Origin of the sequence: Sorangium sp. So ce1504 (assembly GCF_051521635.1) — a bacterium.
GTDB classification, from domain to species: Bacteria; Myxococcota_A; Polyangia; order Polyangiales; family Polyangiaceae; genus Sorangium; species Sorangium cellulosum_B.
In genome coordinates, this window is the sequence record NZ_CP150365.1 from 9,707,223 (window position 1) to 9,727,852 (window position 20,630).

Here is a 20,630-nt window from a genome sequence, read left to right on the forward strand (position 1 = left end):
CGTTATCTGCCGTCCTTCTCCGTGAATCCGAGCACGTGCATGCCGAACGAGGCTGCGAGGAGGGTCGCCGCCTCGAGCGGGATGCGGGCGCCCTTCACGTTGTTCTTCGCCGGATCGATGAACAGATCCTGGGCTCGAGGGAACTGCGCGTTTCGAAGGTCGCAGTCCTCGAAGCGCGTCCCCGCGAAGCGGCACTCCTCGAACACCGCCCCGGCGAGGTCCGTCGCGGCGAAGACCGACTCGGTGATCGCGCACCGCTCGAAGCGCGTCTTGCGCAGCGCGAGCGAATCCATGATGACATACCGCAAGTCGCAATCCTCGAACGACACGTCGGGGTATTTCGCGATGTTCGTCCAGTCGACGCCCATCAGCTTGCAGGAGTTGAACGCCACGCCGCGCAGCGAGAGCATGGTGAGGTCGGCCTTGGTCAAATCACAGCTCTCGAAGACACAGCTCTCGAGACGAGCGCGCGTCCAGCGGCTCTCGCCGAGCTTCGAACGCCGGAACACACAACCGCAAAAATCTCGGCCGCTCAGGTCCGCTCGTTCCAGGGTGAGCCCATCGAACGTCTCCCCGTCGAAGGAGTCCTTCCCTTCGAACGGATCCTGCTTCCCTGGAGAGATTTCTCCACCGCCGCCAGCGCCGGGCTTGGGCTTATCTCCGCTGATCGATCGTCCTCGTCCGGCCATTCCCTGCTCCAGTCCACCCAACGATTTCAGACAGGGTGTCATCGTCTGGTGGTGGGCGTCAAGGCGCTCACCCGGCGCGTGACTCGGTCGTACGGTGGTTGAACGGCCGTGGCCGCCGAGCGCGTCGCCTGTCTCCACGCGCGCGCTCGGCGGGGATCCCGCGCGGCTCAGGAGAGGCCGTCGATGGCCGCGTTCAGCGTGGCGCTGGGCCGCATCGCGGCGAACGTCTTCTTGTCGTCGAAGTGGTAGTAGCCGCCGAGGTCGACGGGCTTACCCTGCGCGCCGATCAGCTCGCCGTCGATCTTGGACTCGTTGTCCGTCAGGGTCTGGGCGAGCTTGCCGAACCTGGCCGCCAGCTCCTTGTCCTCGGTCTGCTTGGCGAGGGACTGCGCCCAGTAGAGCGCGAGGTAGAAGTGGCTGCCGCGGTTGTCGATCTCGCCGACCTTGCGCGCCGGGCTCTTGTTGTTCTCGAGGAACAGGCCGACCGCCGTGTCCAGCGCCTTGGCGAGCACCTTCGCCTTGGCGTTGTTGGTCTTGTTGGCGAGGTCCTCGATCGAGACCTGCAGCGCCAGGAACTCACCGAGCGAGTCCCAGCGCAGGTAGTTCTCCTTCTGCAGCTGCTGGACGTGCTTCGGCGCCGAGCCGCCGGCGCCGGTCTCGTACAGGCCACCGCCGGCCAGCAGCGGCACGATGGAGAGCATCTTGGCGCTGGTGCCCAGCTCCAGGATCGGGAACAGGTCCGTCAGGTAGTCGCGCAGCACGTTGCCGGTGACGCTGATGGTGTCCTTGCCCTCCTTCATGCGGCCGAGCGTGAACTGGATCGCTTCCACCGGGCTCTTGATCGGGAGCTCCAGGCCCTTGGTGTCGTGCTCGGACAGGTAGGCCTTGACCTTGGCGATCAGGTTCTTGTCGTGGGCGCGGTTCTCGTCGAGCCAGAACACCGCCGGGGCGCCCGTGGCGCGCGCGCGGGAGACGGCCAGCTTGACCCAATCCTTGATCGCGATGTCCTTCGTCTGGCAAGCACGGAAGACGTCGCCGGCTTCGACCTCCTGCGCCAGCAGGGCGTTTCCGGAGGCGTCGACGACGCGCACCGTGCCGCTCTCGGCGATCTTGAAGGTCTTGTCGTGTGAGCCGTACTCCTCCGCGGCCTGCGCCATGAGCCCCACGTTCGGCGAGGTGCCCATCGTGCGCGGGTCGAACGCCCCGTGCTGCTTGTGGAACTCGATCGTCGCCTGGTAGATGCCGGCGTAGCAGCGATCGGGGATCGTGAACTTGGCGTCGTAGAGCTTGCCATCCGTGCCGTACATCTTGCCGCTGGAGCGGATGGCCGCCGGCATCGAGGCGTCGATGATCACGTCCGAGGGCACGTGCAGGTTGGTGATGCCGCGGTCGGAGTCGACCATGGCCAGCGTCGGGCGTTGCTCGTAGACGGCCTTGATGTCCGCCTCGATCGCCGCCTTCTCGTCTGCCGGCAAGCTCTGGATCTTGGTGTACAGGTCGCCGATGCCGTTGTTCGGGTCGAAGCCGACCTTGGCCAGCGTGGCCGCGTGCTTCTCGAGCGCCTCGGCATAAAACACGCTGACGGCGTGCCCGAACAGGATCGGGTCGCTGACCTTCATCATCGTGGCCTTGAGGTGCAGGGAGAACAGCACTCCCTGCTTCTTCGCGTCCGCCACCTGCTCGGCGTAGAACGCGCGCAGGGCCCTGGCGCTCATCACGCTGGCGTCAACGACCTCGCCCGCCTGCACCTTGACGCTCGGCTTGAGCACGGTCGTCTTGCCGCCGGCGACGAGCTCGATCTTCAGCTCCTGCGCCTTGTCCACCACGACGGACTTCTCGCTGCCGTAGAAGTCACCGCCCGACATATGCGTGACGTGGCTCTTCGAGTCGCGGCTCCATGCGCCCATCGAGTGCGGGTGCTTCTTGGCGTAGTCCTTGACTGCGGGCGAGGCGCGGCGATCGCTGTTGCCCTCGCGCAGGACGGGGTTCACGGCGCTGCCGAGCACCTTGGCGTAACGCGCCTTGATCGCCTTCTCCTCCTCCGTCTTCGGCTCGGAGGGATAGTCCGGCACGGCGTAGCCCTGCTGCTGCAGCTCCTTGATGGCGGCCACGAGCTGCGGGATGGAGGCGCTGATGTTGGGTAGCTTGATGATGTTGGCGTTCGGCGTCTTGGCCAGCTCACCGAGCTCCGCCAGGTGGTCGCCTAGCTTCTGGCTGTCCGTCAGGCGCTCGGGGAAGTTGGCGAGGATGCGGCCCGCCAGGGAGATGTCGCGCGTCTCGACTCGAACCCCGGCGGCCTTCGTGAACGCCTCGACGATCGGGAGGAGCGAATAGGTGGCCAAGGCCGGCGCCTCGTCCGTCTTCGTGTAAATGATGGTAGAATTTTGCGTTTCCACTGTTTTCTCGAGGGTTGAACGGGTCGGGATTGTTGGAAAGGTTTCGCCCGGTGCCAAGGGCCCGTCGCACCGGCACAATGCCTGGCACCGGAATTTGCGCAAGCCCCTGGCTCCGGGCCGAGGCGCCGCCGACCTGGCCCGCCGGATGCACGAGCGGCGGGCCGTGGCAGAGCCGCTGCCGAAGCGCGGCGCAGCGCGTAAGTAGAAGAAGCCGGCTCGCTGCGCGATGAGGTGTGCGCGACGAGCGGATCGTGCGGCACCGCTGGCGCCGGAGAGCGAGGTCGCGGGGACTGTGGAGCGCATTCGAGCGCGACGCAGCGCGCAAAACGGCGCATCGGCGGGCCGCGGGCACACTTCACCCTTGACAGGCGGTTCGCTGGTCCGCGGGGCACTTGCCATCTGGAGCACCTCACCGACCTCGCGCGTCTGCAGATCACCGAGCTCCTTCCACACCAGCTCTGCACCGTCTTCGTGATAGGCGCCGTCGAGAACGTGCAGCTATGGATTCAATCGGAGTCGCTGGACGTACGTGGCACGACCGTCACGGAGCCGGTCTTGGCGGCTCCGCGCGCGCCGCGGCGCGCGGCGTGCTCGCTGTAGTAGAGCTCGTTGTGGGTCATGCGGTGGGAGGAGCGCCTGGGCGCTGATCAGCCGCCGCCGCTGGCAGGGGCCTCCGCGACCGGCAGCGCGACGAAGAACGCGCTGCCCCGTCCGACGCTGGACTCGACCCAGATCCGGCCGTCGTGAGCGTCGACGATCCCCTTCACGATGGAGAGCCCGAGCCCGGTGCCCGCGCGGGCGGTGGGGCGCGCCTGCCAGAAACGATCGAAGATCAGCGGGATGTCCCCTTGCGCGATCCCGAGCCCGGTGTCCGTCACGGAGAGCATCACCTCGTCGCCGAGGGATCGTGCCCGGACGGTGATCTCCCCGCGCGCCGGCGTGAACTTGACGGCGTTCTCCAGGAGATTCGAGAGGACTTGCTGCAGCCGCACCGGATCGGCGGAGACGGCGGGGAGGTCGGCCGCGAGCTCGTTCGTGAGACGCAGGAGCTTGGCCGCCGCGAGCGGCCGGATGGCGTCGACCGCGTCGCCCACGAGCGGCGCGAGCGGAACCGGGCGCCGCTCGACCGAGAGACGTCCGGCCTCCATGGCCGCGGCATCGAGCAGGTCCCGGATGAGGCGGCTCATCCGCTCGGCGGATCGCTTGATGATGTCGAGTCGCTCGCGCGACCTTCCACTGGAGTCCGGCCCCCCGCTCATCAGAAGCTCGATGCTCATGATCATCGCGCTCAGAGGGGCCCTGAGGTCGTGGGAGACGATGGCGAGGACGTCCTCTCGGGCGCGCGTGGCGCTCTGGGCCTCCTGGTAGAGCTGCGTCGCGCGCTCGGCGAGCTGCTGCTCGCGGAGCCCGGCGAGGACGAGCGCCTCGTTGGCCTGTCGCACCTCGGCGGCCATCTGGGCCAGCTCGATGCCCGCCGTCACCTGCACCGTCGTGTCGATGAGGCGCACGCAGAGGCCCCATGAGCGTGCCCGCCCGTCGAGGACGGGGGACACGACGGCGAGGCAATGGCCCGTCCGTCCGCCCGCGGAGGCATAGACGAGATCGCTCGCGAGCTCGGTGGTCCCGCTTCGATGGACGCGGTCCTCGATCTCGGCGAGCGTGCCGGCGTCCTGGAGGAGCGTGACGAGCGGCTCGCCCTTCATCTCTTCGGGCGATCTCTGCATGAGCCGGCAGAGCGCCTGGTTCGCGTAGCGCACGACGTGCTTCGGCCCCCCGGTGAACGCCGTCGGCAGGGGCGAGGATTCCGCGGCGCGGCGCAGGAGGGCCTCGGTGCCCGGCGGCGCGGACCTCCGCTCGGACGGTCTCCTTGCCTTCCGCGGCGGATTCATCTCCCCAGCCTCGCCCCTCCTCTACTCTCGGCCGAGCGCGCGCGCCAGCGGCCGATAGCTCGTCTTGCCCTCCTCGACGACCCTGATGGCGTAGCTCAGCTTGACGAGCCGATCGAGCGCACAGCCGAGCTCTGCGCCCCTCCAGCCGAGCGCGGCGGCGATCTCCTCCTGCGTGGCCTCCTTCTCCTCCAGGAGGAGCTGCAGCAGCGTGTCCTCCTCTTCGGTGAGCCCTGGATACGCCGCGCGCTCGCGCTGCGCGCGCAGCTTCGGCTCCCCGGTCAAGATGCCCTGGTACTGCGTGAGCGGCGCCTTGATCACCATCCCCTTCGAGGTGATGGCGAACTCGTACAGCTCGGCCGAGTGCTGGCTTTTCCGCATCTTGACGATCGATAACACCTTCTTCAGCGCGCCGTCGATCTCGGCGTAGCGCAGGATGACGATGTTCTCGGTCAAGAACGAGACGGCGTGGGGGCTGAAGCGCAGCTCGTGGAACGACTCGGTGACCTCGACGGTCATGAGCATGGTGACGCCCGCGCCCGTCAAGGCCCCCATCATGCGATAGAGCGACTCCCGGAAGTCCTCGCGGAAGGCCGGCGCCAGGGCCACCTCGAACCCCGTGAGCGAATCGATCACGAGCCGCTTGGCGTGCATCTCCATGACCGCCTGCTGCAATTCCTGGAGCGTCTCGTCGACCGAGAGGTCGAGGGGCCGGAGCGAGATGATCCTGAGCGCACCGCTCTTCACCATGCCGTCGAGGTCGAAGCCCATCTCCCCCGCGCGGGCGAGGTAGTCCTTGGGGTGCTCCTCGAAGACCACGAGGACACCGGGCTCCTCCGGGGTCGCGCCCGAGATGAAGTGGGTGCCGAGGCACGTCTTGCCGCAGCCCGAGGGCCCCGCGACGAGCATGGTGTCCCCGAGGGGGATCCCGCCGCCCATCGGCCCGTCCAGCCCGGGGACGCCGCTCGAGATGCGGTGGCTCGGGTGGGCCCTCTCGCTCTCCGCCATCCTCTTCAGGGCGCGCGGGAAGATGTGGAGGCCGCCTCGGTCGATCCGGAAGGTGTGGAGCCCAGGCATGGACGCCTGGCCGCGGAGCTTCATGACCTGGAGCTTGCGGACGATGGAGTTCCGCTCCCTGCTCTGGCTGAGCCAGAAGATGCTGTCCGCGACGGTGAAGATCGGGTTGTCCTGCATCTCCGCCTCGAGGTACTCGCCGACGAGGAAGGTCGTCGCCTGCCAGCTCGTGAGATGAAGCGCGAGGCGCTGCAGGAACGATTGCAGCTCCATCTCGCCCGCCTCGCGCAGCGCCCGCGCGTGAACGACGGTGCGGAAGGAGTCCACCACCACGATGGCGGGCTCCGTCTCCTTCACGATCTGCACGATCCTGTCGAACACCTTGCCGAGGTCCTGCTCGAGCACCTCCTGGCTCAGATCCACGAAGCGGATGGGATCTCCCACCTTCTTGGCGTCGAAGAACGACATCTGCCGCAGGTAGCGCAGCATCTTGAGGGCCGGCTCGCCGAGGACGGTGAAGTAGAGGGCTCTCCTCTCGGCCGTCGCGCTGCCGAACATGATCTGATGCGCCAGCGTCGTCTTCCCCGACCCCGGCTCGCCCGCGATCAGGTTGAACGAGTACTCGGGCAACCCCCCGCCGAGCACCTCGTCGAGGCCCGGGACCCCGGTCGACAGACGCGAGAACGGCGTATCTCCGGTCGTGCTCATCTACTTGCCCCCCGTGGTGGAGGCTCCACGGCTCTCTGCAGGTCGCGGCACCTCCGTCCAGATCCGCTGGACGATCCGCAGCGCGAGCTCCTCGCCGATGAACGTGAAGAGCAGTCCGATGAGGTGCGCCAGCAAGGCTGTCATGCCGTCGATCACGGCCGGCGCGCCCTCGCGCTCGACGCGCCCGGCCAGACCCTCGAAGACCACGTTCGACCTCGCCGGAACGACGGCGGTCTCGATCCAGCCGTGCTCCGGCTGCGCGAGGTGGACCGCGCGCCCGACGAGCGCCTCGACCCCCGCCACGCCGACGAGGTTCCGCAGCGCCTCGTGGAGGCGCTGAAAGCAGCGCTCGACGCCCCGCGCGATCTCCTCGGGAGCCTCGCGCTCCCCGAGCTCGTGCTGCATGATCCAGCGCGCCACGTCGAGCGCATCGGGGCTCGGGCTCATCACGGGGGCCCTCCCATGGAAGAGGGCGCCGAGCGCTTCACCCGCAGCTCCGAGAGCATGCGAGCGATCCCCGAGAGGACCTCTTCGCCGCTCTCCATGGCGGCGAGCACGCGGAGGCCGTCGTTCGAGATCTCGTACTGCCGGATCGTGCGGTCGTGCGCGGTGTCGCGCATCTTGAGGATGGAAAGGATGCGGTAGAGCTCACTGCGGAACTCCACGTATCGGAGGAGGATCAAGTTCTCGCCCAGGCTCGCCAGCGGAGAGTCGGAGAGGTCGAGCTCCGGGCCGGTGACCTGGCGGATCTCCCGCGTGACGAGCGCCGTCACGTCACGGGTTCGAAGCACCTCCGCGAAGCAGGTGAGGACGCTGCGCCGGCGCCGCTCGTCGGGCACTGCTTGCTCGATCTCGGCGATGCTGTCCAGCGCGAGCCGCTTGGGGCCGAAATCCTCGATTTCCCGCAGCATCTCGCAGAGCAGCTCGTCCGCGCCGGTGTCGATCGGGACGCGATGGAGGACGCGGACGAGGCCCTGCTCGATAGGCGTCGCCAGATCCATGCCGAAGGCGCGCACCTTGTCGACGAGGAGGCTCGGCGACTCTCGATAGCCGACGATGAGGCCCTTTTCACCTCGTCGGGCGCCGTCGAGGATGTACTGCAACCCCACGAGCGTCTTGCCCGTCCCGGGGGCGCCCGCGAGGAGCGTCACGCTGCCGCGGGGCAGCCCTCCCGACAGCATCTTGTCGAGCTCGACCTGCCCGAGCGGCAGCCGCTCCTGGTGGAGGCCGCTGTCGGAAGGCACCGTGAGGGCCTCGATGCGTGGAAAGATGCTCACGCCGTCGGGACCGAGCCGCATCGTGTGGACGCCGAGCATCGGAGAGCGCCCTCGCACCTTCTGGACCTGGACGGTGCGCATGGCCTGGGTGCCGACGTTCATCTGGGCCAGGAGGATGATGCAGTCGCTCATCGTGAGCTCCGGCGGCATCCCCGCGCCCGGATCGAGCCGGCCGCTGCCGGTGCTCGTGATGATCGTGGTGCATTCGAGCCCCGCGAGCGCCACGGCGAGCTCGTAGATGAACGTTCGGATCTGAGCCGTCCCGGCATGGAGGTCGCGGATCGTGTCGAGGCCGTCGATGACGAGGAGGCTCGTCCGATGGTCCTTCACCGCCGCGATGAGCGCGTCGAGCGTCCGGTCGAGCCCTTCCTTGACGACCGGATAAACGTGCAAGAGGAAGAGTTGCTTTCCTATCCTGCTCTCGTCGAAGAACGAGAAGGACCGGAGGTGCCGGGCGAGCCGGGCTGGAGGCTCCGAGAGCGTGGAGACGTACGCGACGTTCTTGTTCGAGGACGCGGCGCGAAAGGCGATCTGCAACGAGAGCGTCGTCTTTCCCGACCCGGGCGGCCCCATGACGAGGATGACGTCGCCCTCGGGGACGCCGCCGCCGAGGAGCCGATCGAGGTTCGGAACGCCGCTCTCAAGCATCTGGCCGACCCACCGCTCGTCCTGGCCTCGCTGCGGTGCCTTGCTGTCGTACTAGTAAGCCGGTCAAGCCGACCAGCAAGCGCCATGTGGGGTTCCCCCGCTGAGACCGCTCCGGAGGGCTCAACGGCAAGGTAGCGATCGGTCGCGCGTCGAGCTGCTGCCAGCGCTGGAGCTGCACGTGCGCGCGGAGCAGCCGGCGGGCCATTCCGGCGGGTTCGGCCACCTCAACCACGGAGTGGAACACGGCCACGAGCTACGGCTTCACGGGCATCGGTGCGTGGAGCGTGAACCTGTTCAAGGCGGGCAAGGCGTTCCGCTACCCTTGACGGGGGCCGATCCCGCCAGGCTGCGAGCATCGGCGGGTCGGAGGCATGACAGACCTGCACGGTGCCGGATGACTGGATTGCGCCCTGCCTGTCGCCCGCGACTCGTCCAGTCATGTCCGTCCCCGGTTCCCTGAGGGCAACGGTGCAGCGAAGGACCGAGCGTGTCGACGGCTGCCGCGAGCACGATTCTGACGTGATGCGCTGGAGGCACCCCGGAAGGTGGGGAAGGAGACCAACTCAGGGTGAGGCGGCAGCCGGATTTGTCTATCGGACCACAAGAGCAGGCGCGAGGTCGAGATCCCCGAATTCAGACAAGGCCCATCAATCGCCAGCACCTGCCTCCTCCCAAATACACACTGGCGTCGTGGTGTCCATACTTCATACTGCGTAGCGGCCGCATCGCGCCCCCTCGCGATGCGGACGACATCGATTTTGCACGCTTTTACAAGCTTTGGCCCAGCTTGGCGCCTGCTTCTCCTGCCCAGGTGACAGCCGGCCCTGATGTCTGAGGAGCGTACGACAGATCAGCAAGCACGGTGTGCGCGCAGGTGTGCGCGCGTCGAACGTCTCGACGCGGCGCGCGGTTGCTCCACGCGCATCGATGCGACCGACCCCTATCAGCAACAAGGAGGTCATCCGCGATGAACGAAATTTCCTATTCCCCGCTCTCACTGGAGCAAGAACGTGCTTGGGTGCTCGCCCGGAGTCGAGGCGCCGCGCCAGGCTTGAACGAAGGGGGCGCGGCGTGGCTGGACGGCGAGCTGGACGTGCCCAGGCTGGTCCATGCTATCGAGAGGCTCACGGCGCGCCAGGCGATCCTGAGGACATCCTTCGCAGAGCGCGAGGGGCAGCCGGTGCAGGTCGTCTCGCCGCGGGCAGACATCGACTTCCTCGAGGTGGATCTCGGCGCCGAAGGGCAGCCCGCCTCGGATGGAGCCGCGCTCGCGATGGCCCGCCGGGAGATCGCTCGGCCCCTCGATCTGGAGCGCGGCCCCCTCTGGCGCGTGAGCCTCATCCGGGTGCATCCAGGGCGCCACCTCATCGCGCTCTCCATGCACCCCCTCCTCTCGGATGGCAAACCGAGCGTTGCGCTGTTCTTTTCGGAGCTATTCGACGGCTATCATGGCGTCGAGCTGCAGGCGCCGCCGATACACTACCAGGACCACGCACGGCGGCAGCGGAAGCACAGGACCGCCGAGCTCCTCGACGAGCAGCTCGCGCACTGGCGCCGCGAGCTCTCGGGGGCACCGGAGGCGCTGGAGATCCGGACGGATCGGCCGCGGCCCGCGGTGCGGACCTTCGCCGGAGGTTCGGTGGAGTGCGCGCTCGATCAGGAGCTCGTGCGAGAGCTCCGCGCGCTGGCCCGGGAGGAGGACGTGGCGCTGTCCGCGGTCCTGCTCGCGGGAATGCACGCCGTGCTCCACCGCCATACCGGCCAGGACGACGTCCTCATCGGCGTTCCGCTGTCCGGACGAGACGAGGAGACCCAAGGCCTCATCGGGGCATTCGGGAATCTCGTGACCGTACGGGGCAGGCTGGGCGCGGATCCGAGCTTTCGCGCGCTCCTGCGCCAGGTGCGCCGCTCCCTGCAGGAGGGGAGCGAGAACGGGGATCTCTCCTTCACCTCTCTGGTCGAGCAGCTCTCACTGCCGCGGGATCCAAGCCGCGCACCGCTCGTCCAGGCCATCTTCTCCAGCGAGCCGAGCACGCTGGAGCCAAAGCGAGGCGCGCTGCTCACGCTGACGGAGGTGGCGCTCGAGGCGACCGAGGTGGCCTTCGAGCTCGCCGTCCGCGTCGAGGAGACCGATGCGGGCCTCTTCGCGCGCGTCGATTACAATCGAGACCTCTTCGAGCGCGCGACGGTCGAGCGGCTGCTCGGGCACTGGGCGGTGCTGCTCCGCGGGGCGGCGGGCAACCCGGAGCAGCGCGTCTCGGAGCTGCCGGTCCTGACCGAGGAAGAGCGCCGCGCGCTGCTCGCGTGGAACCGCGGCGAGGTGTTCGATCCGCCGCGCGATCGGCTGCACGAGCGGGTCGAGGCGCACGCCCGGCGCACCCCGTCCGCGGTGGCGGTGGTGTTCGAGGGACAGCGTCTCACCTATGCCGAGCTGGATCGAAGGAGCAACCAGATAGCCCACCTCCTCCGGGAGAGCGGCGCGGGGCCCGAGGTCCCGATCGGCGTCTGCCTGGAACGATCGCTCGAGGTGATCGTGGCGCTGCTCGGCGTCCTCAAGTCCGGCGGCGCCTATGTCCCGCTCGACCCCTCTTACCCGGCGGACCGGCTCGCCTTCCTGCTGGAAGACGCCGGCGTGCCCGTGATCCTCACCGAGGAGCGCTTCGCCTCCCGGCTCCGGAGCGGGAGCGCGAGGGTGGTGTGCCTCGACGCGGATCGGGCCATGATCGAGCGGCAGCCCGAGGACAAGGTAGGGCCCGCGCCGAACGAGGGCCCGGAGAATCTCGCGTACATCATTTACACCTCGGGATCGACCGGGAAGCCCAAGGGCGTGATGGTCAGCCACGCCAACGTCCTTCGCCTGTTCGACACCACCGCCGGATGGTTCCGCTTCGGCGATCAGGACGTGTGGACGACGTTCCACTCGTTCGCCTTCGACATCTCCGTCTTCGAGATCTGGGGCGCGCTCCTCCACGGCAGTCGCCTCGTCGTCGTGCCACGGCCGGTGATCCACGCGCCGCAGCTGTTCTACAGGCTCCTCGGCGAGGAGGGCGTAACGGTGCTCACCCAGACGCCGTCGGCGTTCCGCCTGCTCGTTCACGCCGAGGAGACGATCGAGCCGGAGGCCAGAGAGCGACTCGCGCTCCGGCTCGTGATCTGCGGCGGTGAGGCCCTCGACGTGACCGCGCTGAAGCCGTGGTGGGAGCGCCACGGCGACAGGGTGCCCGCGATCCTCAACCTCTACGGACCCACCGAGACCACCATGTTCGTCACCTACCGCCCTGTCGGCCTGTCCGATCTCGAGCGGCCCTGGTCGAGCATGATCGGCCGCGCGGTCCCCGATACGCAGGTGCTCCTCCTCGATCGCAACCGCGCGCTCGTCCCGGTCGGCGTCCCCGGAGAGATTCACGTCGGCGGCGCGGGCCTCGCGCGCGGCTACCTCCACCGGCCCGAGCTCACGCAGGAGCGGTTCATCGAGCACCCGTTCAACGACGACCCAGGCGCTCGCCTGTACAGGACAGGTGATCTCGCGAGCTATCTCCCGTCGGGAGACCTCGAGTACCTCGGTCGGGTCGACGACCAGGCGAAGATCCGCGGCCACCGCATCGAGGTGGGCGAGATCGCGTCGGTGCTGGCCCAGCACCCCGAGGTACGCGAGGCCGTCGTGGTGCCGCGCGAAGACGCGCCCGGGGAAAAGACGCTCGTTGCCTACGCGGTCCCTCACCGGACGAGCCAGGGCGACCCGGCGAGCGACGAGCGCGTGTTGGCTCCGGCGCTCCTCGCCTTTCTTGAGAGCAATTTGCCGAGCTTCATGGTCCCGTCCGCGATCGTGGTGCTCGCGTCGTTCCCCACCACGCTGAACGGGAAGCTCGACCGCAAGGCGCTGCCCGCGCCGAGCGGCGCTCGTCCGGAGCTCCGGCGGGCGCTCCCGGCGCCGCGCTCCGAGCTGGAAGAAGAGCTGGCGCACCTCTGGAAGGAGCTCCTGCGCGTCGATCACGTCGGCGTGCACGACAGCTTCTTCGCGCTGGGCGGCGACTCGCTGCACGCGCTCCGGCTGTTTTCCCGCTTGCGCGGTGCCTTCGGGATCGACGTCACCTTCCAGCAGCTCTTCGCCCACCCGACCATCGCCGCGCTCGCGGCGCTGATCAGTGGAAAGGAGCGCGCCGCGGCTCGGAGCGATCAGGCCATTCCGAGAGGCGCCCGAACGGGATCGATCCCCCTGTCGTTCGCGCAGGAGCGCATGTGGTTCCTCCACCGGCTCGCGCCGGAGAGCAGGGCCTACAATTGCCTCTGTCCCTTCCGCCTCGCCGGAGACATCCACGTCACGGAGCTCGACAGGAGCCTCCGTGAGCTCGTCCGCAGGCACGAGATCCTGCGCACCGTCTATACGGAGCTCGACGGCAAGCCCGTCCAGATCGTCGCCGAGGACGCCTCCTTCCGGCTCGAGGTCGCGGATCTCCAGCACCTCTCCGGGGAGGAGCGAGAGGCCCAGGCGGAGCAGCACCTCTCGTCGGAGGCCCAGAGGATCTTCGATCTGAAGCGCGGCCCCGTCTTCCGCGCAGGGCTGCTCCGGCTCGGGCCTCGGGATCACGTCCTCTGGTTGCACATCCACCACATCGCCGTCGACGGTTGGTCGCTCGAGGTCGCTTACCGTGAGATCGCGGCGATCTACGATGCCTTCTGCCGGGGGGCTCCGGCGGCGCTGCCGGACGCGCCGCTCCAGTACGCCGATTTCGCCTCGTGGCAGCGCGAGCAGATGACCGAAGAGGTCCTGTCGGAGCTGCTCGCCGGCTGGAAGCAGAGGCTCCTCGACGTGCCGCCCTTGCTCGAGCTGCCGAGCGATCACGTCCGGCCGGCGGTCCAGACCTTCCGCGGCGCGACCCTCCCGTTCCAGCTCGATCTGGAGGTCGGAAGGGCGGTCCGGGACCTCAGCGCGCGAAACAACGTGACCGTGAACATGGTCCTCCTGGCCGTGTTCGCCGTCCTGCTCCACCGCACCACGCAACGCGACGACCTCCTGGTCGGCCTGCCGAGCGCGGGCCGGGATCACGCCGATCTCGAGGCGGCGATCGGCTTCTTCGTCAACGTGGTCCCCATCCGGATCGACGTCTCCGGTGGGCCGTCGTTCGAGGAGCTGCTCCGCCGCGTGAGGGGCGTGTGCCTGGACGCCTACGCGCACGACGGGCTCCCGTTCGAGCGGCTCGTCCAGGAGCTCCAGCCGGAGCGCGACCCGAGCTACAGCCCTCTCGTGCAGATCGTGTTCGCGCCGCAGCCGCCCGCGGAGCGCGAGCTCCACCTCGGCGGGATCGAGGCGCGCGCCATCGCCACGGACACGAGGAAGACGATCTTCGACGTCTCGCTCTATGCCTGGGAGAGCGCCGGCGGCGTCGCCGGGATGCTGGAGTACAGCACCGACCTCTTCGAGCGGGCGACGATGGAGCGGATGTTGAGTCACCTCTTCACGCTCCTCGCCGCCGCGACCTCGGACCCCGCGCGCTCCGTCTCGTCGATGCCGCTGCTCCCGGAGCGCGAACGGCGCCGGCTGCTCGTCGATTGGAACGACACCGGCGCCGATTTCCCTCGCGATCGGCGCGTCCTGGATCTGTTCGAGGAGCAGGCGGCGCGCGCGCCGCACGCCGCCGCGGTCGTGTCCGATCGCGGCTCGCTCTCGTACGGGGAGCTCGATCGCCGGGCGAACCAGCTCGCGCGCCGCCTGCTCGAGCTGGGCGTCGCGCCCGATACCCTGGTCGCGATCTGCGCGGAGCGCTCGCTGGAGATGGTGGTCGGGATCCTCGGAGTCCTCAAGGCGGGCGCGGCGTATCTCCCTGTGGACGCGGAGATCGCGAGAGAGCGGCTGGCGTTCCTCCTCGAGGACTCCGGGGCGCCGGTGCTCCTCACGCAGGAGCGCCTCGCCGATCGCCTCCCGCCGTTCGCGGGCGCGGTGATCCGCCTCGACGCCGACTGGCCGGAGATGGCGGCGCGCGACGGGTCGCCCCCTCCGGTGTGCGCGGGCCCCCGGGATCTGGCCTATGCCATCTACACGTCGGGCTCGACCGGCCGCCCGAAGGGCGTGCTCGTGGAGCACCGGAGCCTCATGAACCTGGTAGCGTGGCACGTGCGGCGCTTCGCCGTCACCTCCGCGGATCGAGCGACCCTCGTCGCGAGCCCTGGCTTCGACGCGTCGGTATGGGAGCTCTGGCCGTATCTGTGCGCGGGAGCGTGCCTGTTCATCCCCGGGGAGCCGCTCCGCCGCTCCCCGGACGAGCTGAAGGCGTGGCTCCTCGCGCGAGGGATCACCGTCTCGTTCTTGCCGACGCCGGTGGCCGAGGAGCTCCTGCGCCTCGACTGGCCTGCTTCCGTCGCGCTCCGGTACCTGCTCACCGGAGGAGACAAGCTCCGCGTCTGGCCAGGCGCAGGGCTCCCCTTCGAGGTCGTGAACAACTACGGTCCGACCGAGGGGACCGTCGTCGCGACCTCATGTGTCGTGCCGAGGGCGCGGCCGAGCAGCGGGGCTGCGACCCCCGACCCGTCGATCGGCCGCCCCATCGACAACATGCGGGTTTACCTCCTCGATCCGCGCGGTGAGCTCGTCCCGGTGGGCGTCCCCGGCGAGCTTTACCTGGGAGGCGCCGGCGTCGCCCGCGGGTACCTGAACCGGCCCGAGCTCAACGAAGCGAGGTTCCTCCCCGACCGGTTCACGGACGAGCCGGGCGCGCGCATGTACCGCACCGGCGATCGCGCCCGGTGGCTCGCTGACGGAAACATCGAGTTCCTGGGGCGGGTCGACAACCAGGTGAAGATCCGCGGCTACCGTATCGAGCTCGGCGAGATCGAGGCCGTGCTGCGCGAGCACCCCGCCGTGGAAGAGGCCGTCGTGGTGGCGCGGGAAGATGCGCCGGGCAACAAGCGGCTCGTCGCCTACGTCATCCCTCGCCTCGATGACGGGGGCGCCGCGGATCAGGCCCCGGCCCTGCAAGCGGAGCACGTCTCGGCGTGGCAGGCGCTGTACGACGGCACCTACGGGAAGGCCGGCGCCGGCGTGGATCCGGACTTCAACATCACGGGCTGGAACAGCAGCTACACCGGAGAGCCCATCGACGCCGGAGCGATGCGCGCATGGCGGGATCACACGGTCGAGCGGATCCTCTCGTTCCAGCCGCGCCGGGCATGGGAGATCGGCTGTGGGACGGGGCTCCTGCTCCTGCAGCTGGCCCCGCAGTGCGCCGCCTACCTGGGGACCGATTTCTCGGAGAAGGCGATCTCGCTGCTCCGCCCCGAGCTCGCGCGCGGCACGCTCTCGCATGTGTCGCTGCAGCGCCGGGAGGCGAACGACTTCAGCGGCGTCGAGCCGGGCAGCTTCGACGTGATCGTCTTGAACTCGATCGTCCAGTATTTCCCCAGCGCCGATTACCTGCGCTCGGTGATCGAGGGCGCCGTGCGCGCGGCGGCGCCCGGTGGCGTCGTGTTCCTTGGCGACGTCAGGAGCCTTCCCCTGCTCGAGGCGTTTCACACCTCGGTGCAGCTTCACCGCGCGCCCGCGAGCGAGACCTCGGCCGAGCTCTTTGCCCGGGTGCGGCGGGCGGCCCTTGGCGAGGAAGAGCTCGTCCTCGCGCCCGAGTTCTTTCACGCGCTGCCCGGCCAGGTCCCGGGCGTGGAGCACGTGGAGTGCTGGCTCAAGCGGGGTTCGTACGCCGACGAGATGACGCGCTTCCGCTATGACGTGGTCCTGCGCGTGGGCGTGGCGCCCGAGCCCATCGCCATCGGCCGATCCTTGGACTGGGCTGCCTCGGAGGGTCTCGCGGGCGTCGAGCGAGCGCTGCGCGAGGGGGGCTCCGGCGCGCTTCTGGTCCTGGGGATCCCGAACGCGCGCGTGTACGCCGACGTGGTCGCCGCGAGCCGGCTGCGGGAAGGGGGCGGCGCCGAGCTGGACCGCGCCGTTATCGCTGCACGGAGCGCGGCGGCCGCGATCGAGCCGGAGGCGCTGTGGGCGCTCGGCGCGCGCCTCGGCTGCTCTGTCCGGATCACCGCGTCGAGGACCTCGGGTCCAGGCTGCATGGACGTGGTCTTCGAGCGCTCGGTCGAACGCTCGGAGGGCGGCGCGCCGCGGCCGCGCGCCTGGGTCCAGGCGCGGCCCGGGGAGATCTCGCCGGCCCGGTCGCTCGCGAACAGCCCTCTCCGGAGGCAGAAGGCGCGCGTCATGCCTGAAGGCCTGCGCGAGCTCGCCGCGGCGAAGCTCCCCGATTACATGGTTCCGGCCGCCTTCGTGAAGCTCGACGCGCTGCCGCTCACCGCGAACGGGAAGGTCGATATCGCGGCCCTTCCGGCCGACGATCGCGCGAGACCCGAGCCGCGGGCGGAGCCACCCGCGCCCGCCTCGAACATCGAGGTGATCGTCTCCGAGATCTGGCGCCAGGTGCTCGGCATCGACGAGGTCGGCCTCGACGATCCTTTCTTCGAGATCGGCGGTCACTCGCTGCTCCTCGCCCGGGTCCGCGCGGGGATCCGGGCGCGGCTCGGCGACGACGTGCCCCTCATGGAGCTGTTCCAGTACCCGACGATCCGCAGCCTCTCTGCACGTCTGAAGAGGGGCTCTCGGGCGACCGCCCCGGGAGAGAGCGCGGCCTCCGGGCGCGAGCGCGGCGCCGCGGCCCCCGCCACCGAAGCGCCCGCGCGGGAGGCGCTCCCCGAGCACGCCATCGCCATCATCGGAATGGCGGGTCGCTTCCCGAAGGCGCGCAGCGTCGACGCGCTGTGGTCGATGCTCGAGGGCGGGGGCGAGGGGATCTCCTTCCTTTCACCCGAGGAGCTGAAGGCGCTCGGCGTGGAGTCGGAGCTCTACCGGTCGCCCGGGTTCATTCCGGCGGCCGGCGTGATCGAGGACGTCATGTGCTTCGACGCGGCGTTCTTCGGCTACAGCGCGCAGGACGCCGTGCTCATGGACCCGCAGCAGCGCGTCTTCCTCGAATGCGCCTGGGAAGCGATGGAGAGCGCCGGCTACAACCCGCTCGCCTACCCGAAGCCGATCGGCGTATTCGCCGGGAGCGACGCGCCGAGCTACTGGATCGAGCACGTCGGGCCGCTTCCGGCCGCGCCGAACTCGGAGCACCACCGGATCTATACCGGGAACGTGACCGACTCCCTGACCACGCGCGTGGCCTACAAGCTGGGGCTCCGGGGGCCCGCGGTGAGCGTCATGACGGCCTGTTCGACGTCGCTCGTCGCCGTGCACCTCGGCTGCCAGAGCCTCCTCACCAGGGAGAGCGACATGGTCCTCGCGGGAGGCGTCGGCATCCTCACGCCGAAGAGGATCGGCTACCTCTACGAGGAAGGCCGGGTCACCTCGCCCGACGGCCATTGCCGGCCCTTCGACGCCGAGCCGAGCGGCATCGTTGCGAGCAGCGGTGTCGGCCTCGTCGTCCTCAAGCGGCTGAAGGACGCGCTGGACGACGGCGACACGATCCACGCCGTGATCCGCGGATCCGCCGTCACCAACGACGGCGCGCTCAAGGTGGGTTACACGGCGCCGAGCCTGGAGGGGCAGGTCGAGACCCTCGCGCGGGCCCACGCCGCTGCCGGCGTGAGCCCGGAGAGCATCACGTACGTGGAGACGCACGGCGCGGGCACGCGGCTCGGCGACTCGATCGAGGTGGCCGCGCTGGCGCGGGTGTTCCGGAAGGCGACCGATAGGGTCGGCTTCTGCGCGCTCGGCTCGGTGAAGAGCAACCTCGGCCACCTCCGCGCGGCGAACGGGGTGACCGGCCTCATCAAGGCGACGCTCTCGCTGGAGCGCGAGCTCATCCCCGGGACGCTCCATTTCCGCCGGCCCAGCCCCGAGATCGATCTCGCGAGCAGCCCGTTCTTCGTCAGCTCCGCGCCGCGCGCGTGGAAGCGCGGCGGAGCCCCGCGCCGCGCCGCGGTGAGCGCCTTCGGCATCGGCGGCACGAACGCGCACACCGTGCTCGAGGAGGCGCCGGAGACGGCGCCGTCCGGCCCGTCCAGGCGCTGCCAGCTGCTCGTCGTCTCGGCGAAGACGCGCGCCGCGCTCGAGAGGAGCACCGATCGGCTGGCCGAGCACCTGCGGCGCGCGCCGGAGCGCTCGCTCGCCGACGTCGCGTTCACGCTGCAGCGCGGCAGGGTGCCCTTCGCGCACCGCCGCGCGGTGGTGTGCGCGGATCCGGCCTCGGGCGCGGCCTGCCTCGATCGGCGCGACCCCGCCCGCATCTTCACGCAGGTCGCCGGCAGGCGGCCTCCGGAGGTCGTCTTCATGTTCCCCGGCGCGGGCGCGGAGCATGCCGGCATGGGGCGCGAGCTCTACCTGCAGGAGCGCGCCTACCGCGAGAGCATGGACCAATGCGCCGACCGCTTCCGCCGCGAGCTGTCGGTCGACCTCCGCGACTGGCTCTTCCCCGAGGCGCAGGGGCGCGCCTCCGGAGGCGCGGAGATCGGCTCTCCGCGCCTCCGCGCGGCCGCCCTCTTCTCGACCGAATACGCCCTGGCGCAGCTCCTGATGTCGTGGGGGATCCGCCCGGCCGCGCTGTTCGGGCACGGCGTGGGCGAGGTCGCCGCCGCGTGCGTCGGCGGCACGCTCTCGCTCGACGACGCGGTCGCGCTGGTCGCGCTGCGCGGGCGCGCGGAGGAGGAGGCCACGAGCTCCGCCAGCCCCGACGATCGCATCGCCGCGCTGCTCGCGTCGGCCGATCGCGCCCTCCTCGAGGTCGGGCCCGGCTCCACCCTGGCCTCCGTGGCGTCGCGGCACCCGGGCGCGGAGCGACGGGTCGCGACCACCCTGGCGGGCCCGGGCGAGGGCGCCGGCGACCTCGAGGCGTTGCTCGCCGCGGTGGGCCGGCTCTGGTGCGCCGGCGTCGACGTGGACTGGGCCGCGTTCTCCCGGGACGAGCGCCGGAGGCGCGTGCCGCTCCCCACGTACCCGTTCGAGCGCACCGCCCACGTGCTCGACACCCCCTGCACCGTGGGCCCGGCCACGGTGCGATCCCTGCCGCCGAAGATCTGGAGTCCGCCGGCGTCGTCCGGTCCTCCCTCGGTCGCGGTGCTCACCGAGCGCGTCCGGGAAGCGCTGCCTCCGAGCTCGCCGGCGCCCCTGAGCCCCGCGATGACGCAGCGGAGCGGGAGCGCCGCGGTCCTCACGGCCAGGCGCGCTGCCGGACAGCTCCTCGTCTCGCTGCAGGCGGGGGCGCCGAACGCCACGCCGCTGTTCCTGATCCCGCCGCTCGGCGGCACGGTCCACCTCTATCGCCCCCTGGTGCCGCGCCTGGGCAGCGAGCAGCCCGTCTACGGGATTCAACCCACCGGGGCGGATCCGAGCGAGCCGAGCCTCATGAGCGCCATGTCCGTCCCCGCGATCGCGGCCCGGTACGTGGAGGAGATCCTGAGCGTCAGGCCCGAGGGTCCGTACCTCTTGGGCGGGCATTCGGCCGGCGGCGTCGTCGCGTACGAGATGACGCAGCAGCTGCTCGCGCTGGGGCGCAAGGTGCCTTTGCTGCTGCTGCTGGACACGGGCAGCGTACAGGGAACGAGCGACCGCTCTCCGGCGAGCGCCCTGGCCCACGAGATGGCGAAGATCCAGGCGATCGCGTCGCAGAGATACCGCGGCTTCATGGCTGCCATGGAGGACGACGCGCGGCTCCGCGCCGAGGTCACGAGCACGTGGCAGGCGCTCGCGAGCTACGCGCCGCAGCCGACGGACGCCAGCGTCCTGTTCCTGCGCGCGCGGGAGCAGATCAGCCCGGAAGACGCGGTCGCCGTCCATGCCTGGATGGACCTCGCGCGAGGGGAGTTTGCGCTCCAGGTGGTGCCTGGCAACCATTTCACGATGATGGATCCGCCCCACGTCGCGCACGTCGCCCGCGCGATCCAGCAGCGCATCGCGGCCGCGGTGAGGCCCGCGCTCGCCGACCCGCAGGAGGGGCGGGCGCTCCGGAGGTCGAGGGCCAGGCCGCTCGGCGCGGAGAGCGTGCCCGAGAGCGGCCCGCCGTCACACTGAGAGCGCCCCGGCCG

The 20,630-nt window shown here is 69.8% G+C and carries 7 protein-coding genes; 1 reads left to right on the forward strand and 6 read right to left on the reverse strand.

Translation table 11 applies throughout. The features are described 5' to 3' along the window. Positions 1 to 2 precede the first annotated feature (2 nt). The 6 genes from WMF39_RS36620 to WMF39_RS36645 all read right to left on the reverse strand — a co-directional run bounded on the left by WMF39_RS36620 (position 3) and on the right by WMF39_RS36645 (position 8,618). Complete coding sequence (locus WMF39_RS36620; protein ID WP_437741111.1) at positions 3 to 689, reverse strand: pentapeptide repeat-containing protein; 687 nt, start codon at positions 687 to 689, stop codon at positions 3 to 5. A gap of 167 nt (positions 690 to 856) precedes the next feature. Further along, positions 857 to 3,085 (reverse strand): NADP-dependent isocitrate dehydrogenase, encoded by a 2,229-nt coding sequence (locus WMF39_RS36625; RefSeq protein WP_437748076.1) that lies wholly within the window; start codon positions 3,083 to 3,085, stop codon positions 857 to 859. Between the two features lie 647 nt (positions 3,086 to 3,732). Next, a complete protein-coding gene (locus WMF39_RS36630) occupies positions 3,733 to 4,974 on the reverse strand; it encodes an ATP-binding protein (protein ID WP_437741112.1) in 1,242 nt (413 codons plus the stop codon). 21 nt (positions 4,975 to 4,995) lie between these two features. Beyond that, on the reverse strand, positions 4,996 to 6,693 hold the full coding sequence (locus tag WMF39_RS36635) for an RAD55 family ATPase (RefSeq protein WP_437741113.1): 1,698 nt from the start codon (positions 6,691 to 6,693) through the stop codon (positions 4,996 to 4,998). Beyond that, entirely contained in the window at positions 6,694 to 7,140 is a 447-nt protein-coding gene (locus WMF39_RS36640) for a hypothetical protein (protein WP_437741114.1), read from the reverse strand. Further along, on the reverse strand, positions 7,140 to 8,618 hold the full coding sequence (locus tag WMF39_RS36645; RefSeq protein ID WP_437741115.1) for an ATPase domain-containing protein: 1,479 nt from the start codon (positions 8,616 to 8,618) through the stop codon (positions 7,140 to 7,142). The genes WMF39_RS36640 and WMF39_RS36645 overlap by 1 nt, the downstream gene beginning before the upstream one ends. A gap of 967 nt (positions 8,619 to 9,585) precedes the next feature. Here WMF39_RS36645 and WMF39_RS36650 point away from each other — a divergent pair. Further along, positions 9,586 to 20,616 (forward strand): amino acid adenylation domain-containing protein, encoded by an 11,031-nt coding sequence (locus WMF39_RS36650; protein WP_437741116.1) that lies wholly within the window; start codon positions 9,586 to 9,588, stop codon positions 20,614 to 20,616. Positions 20,617 to 20,630: the final 14 nt, after the last annotated feature.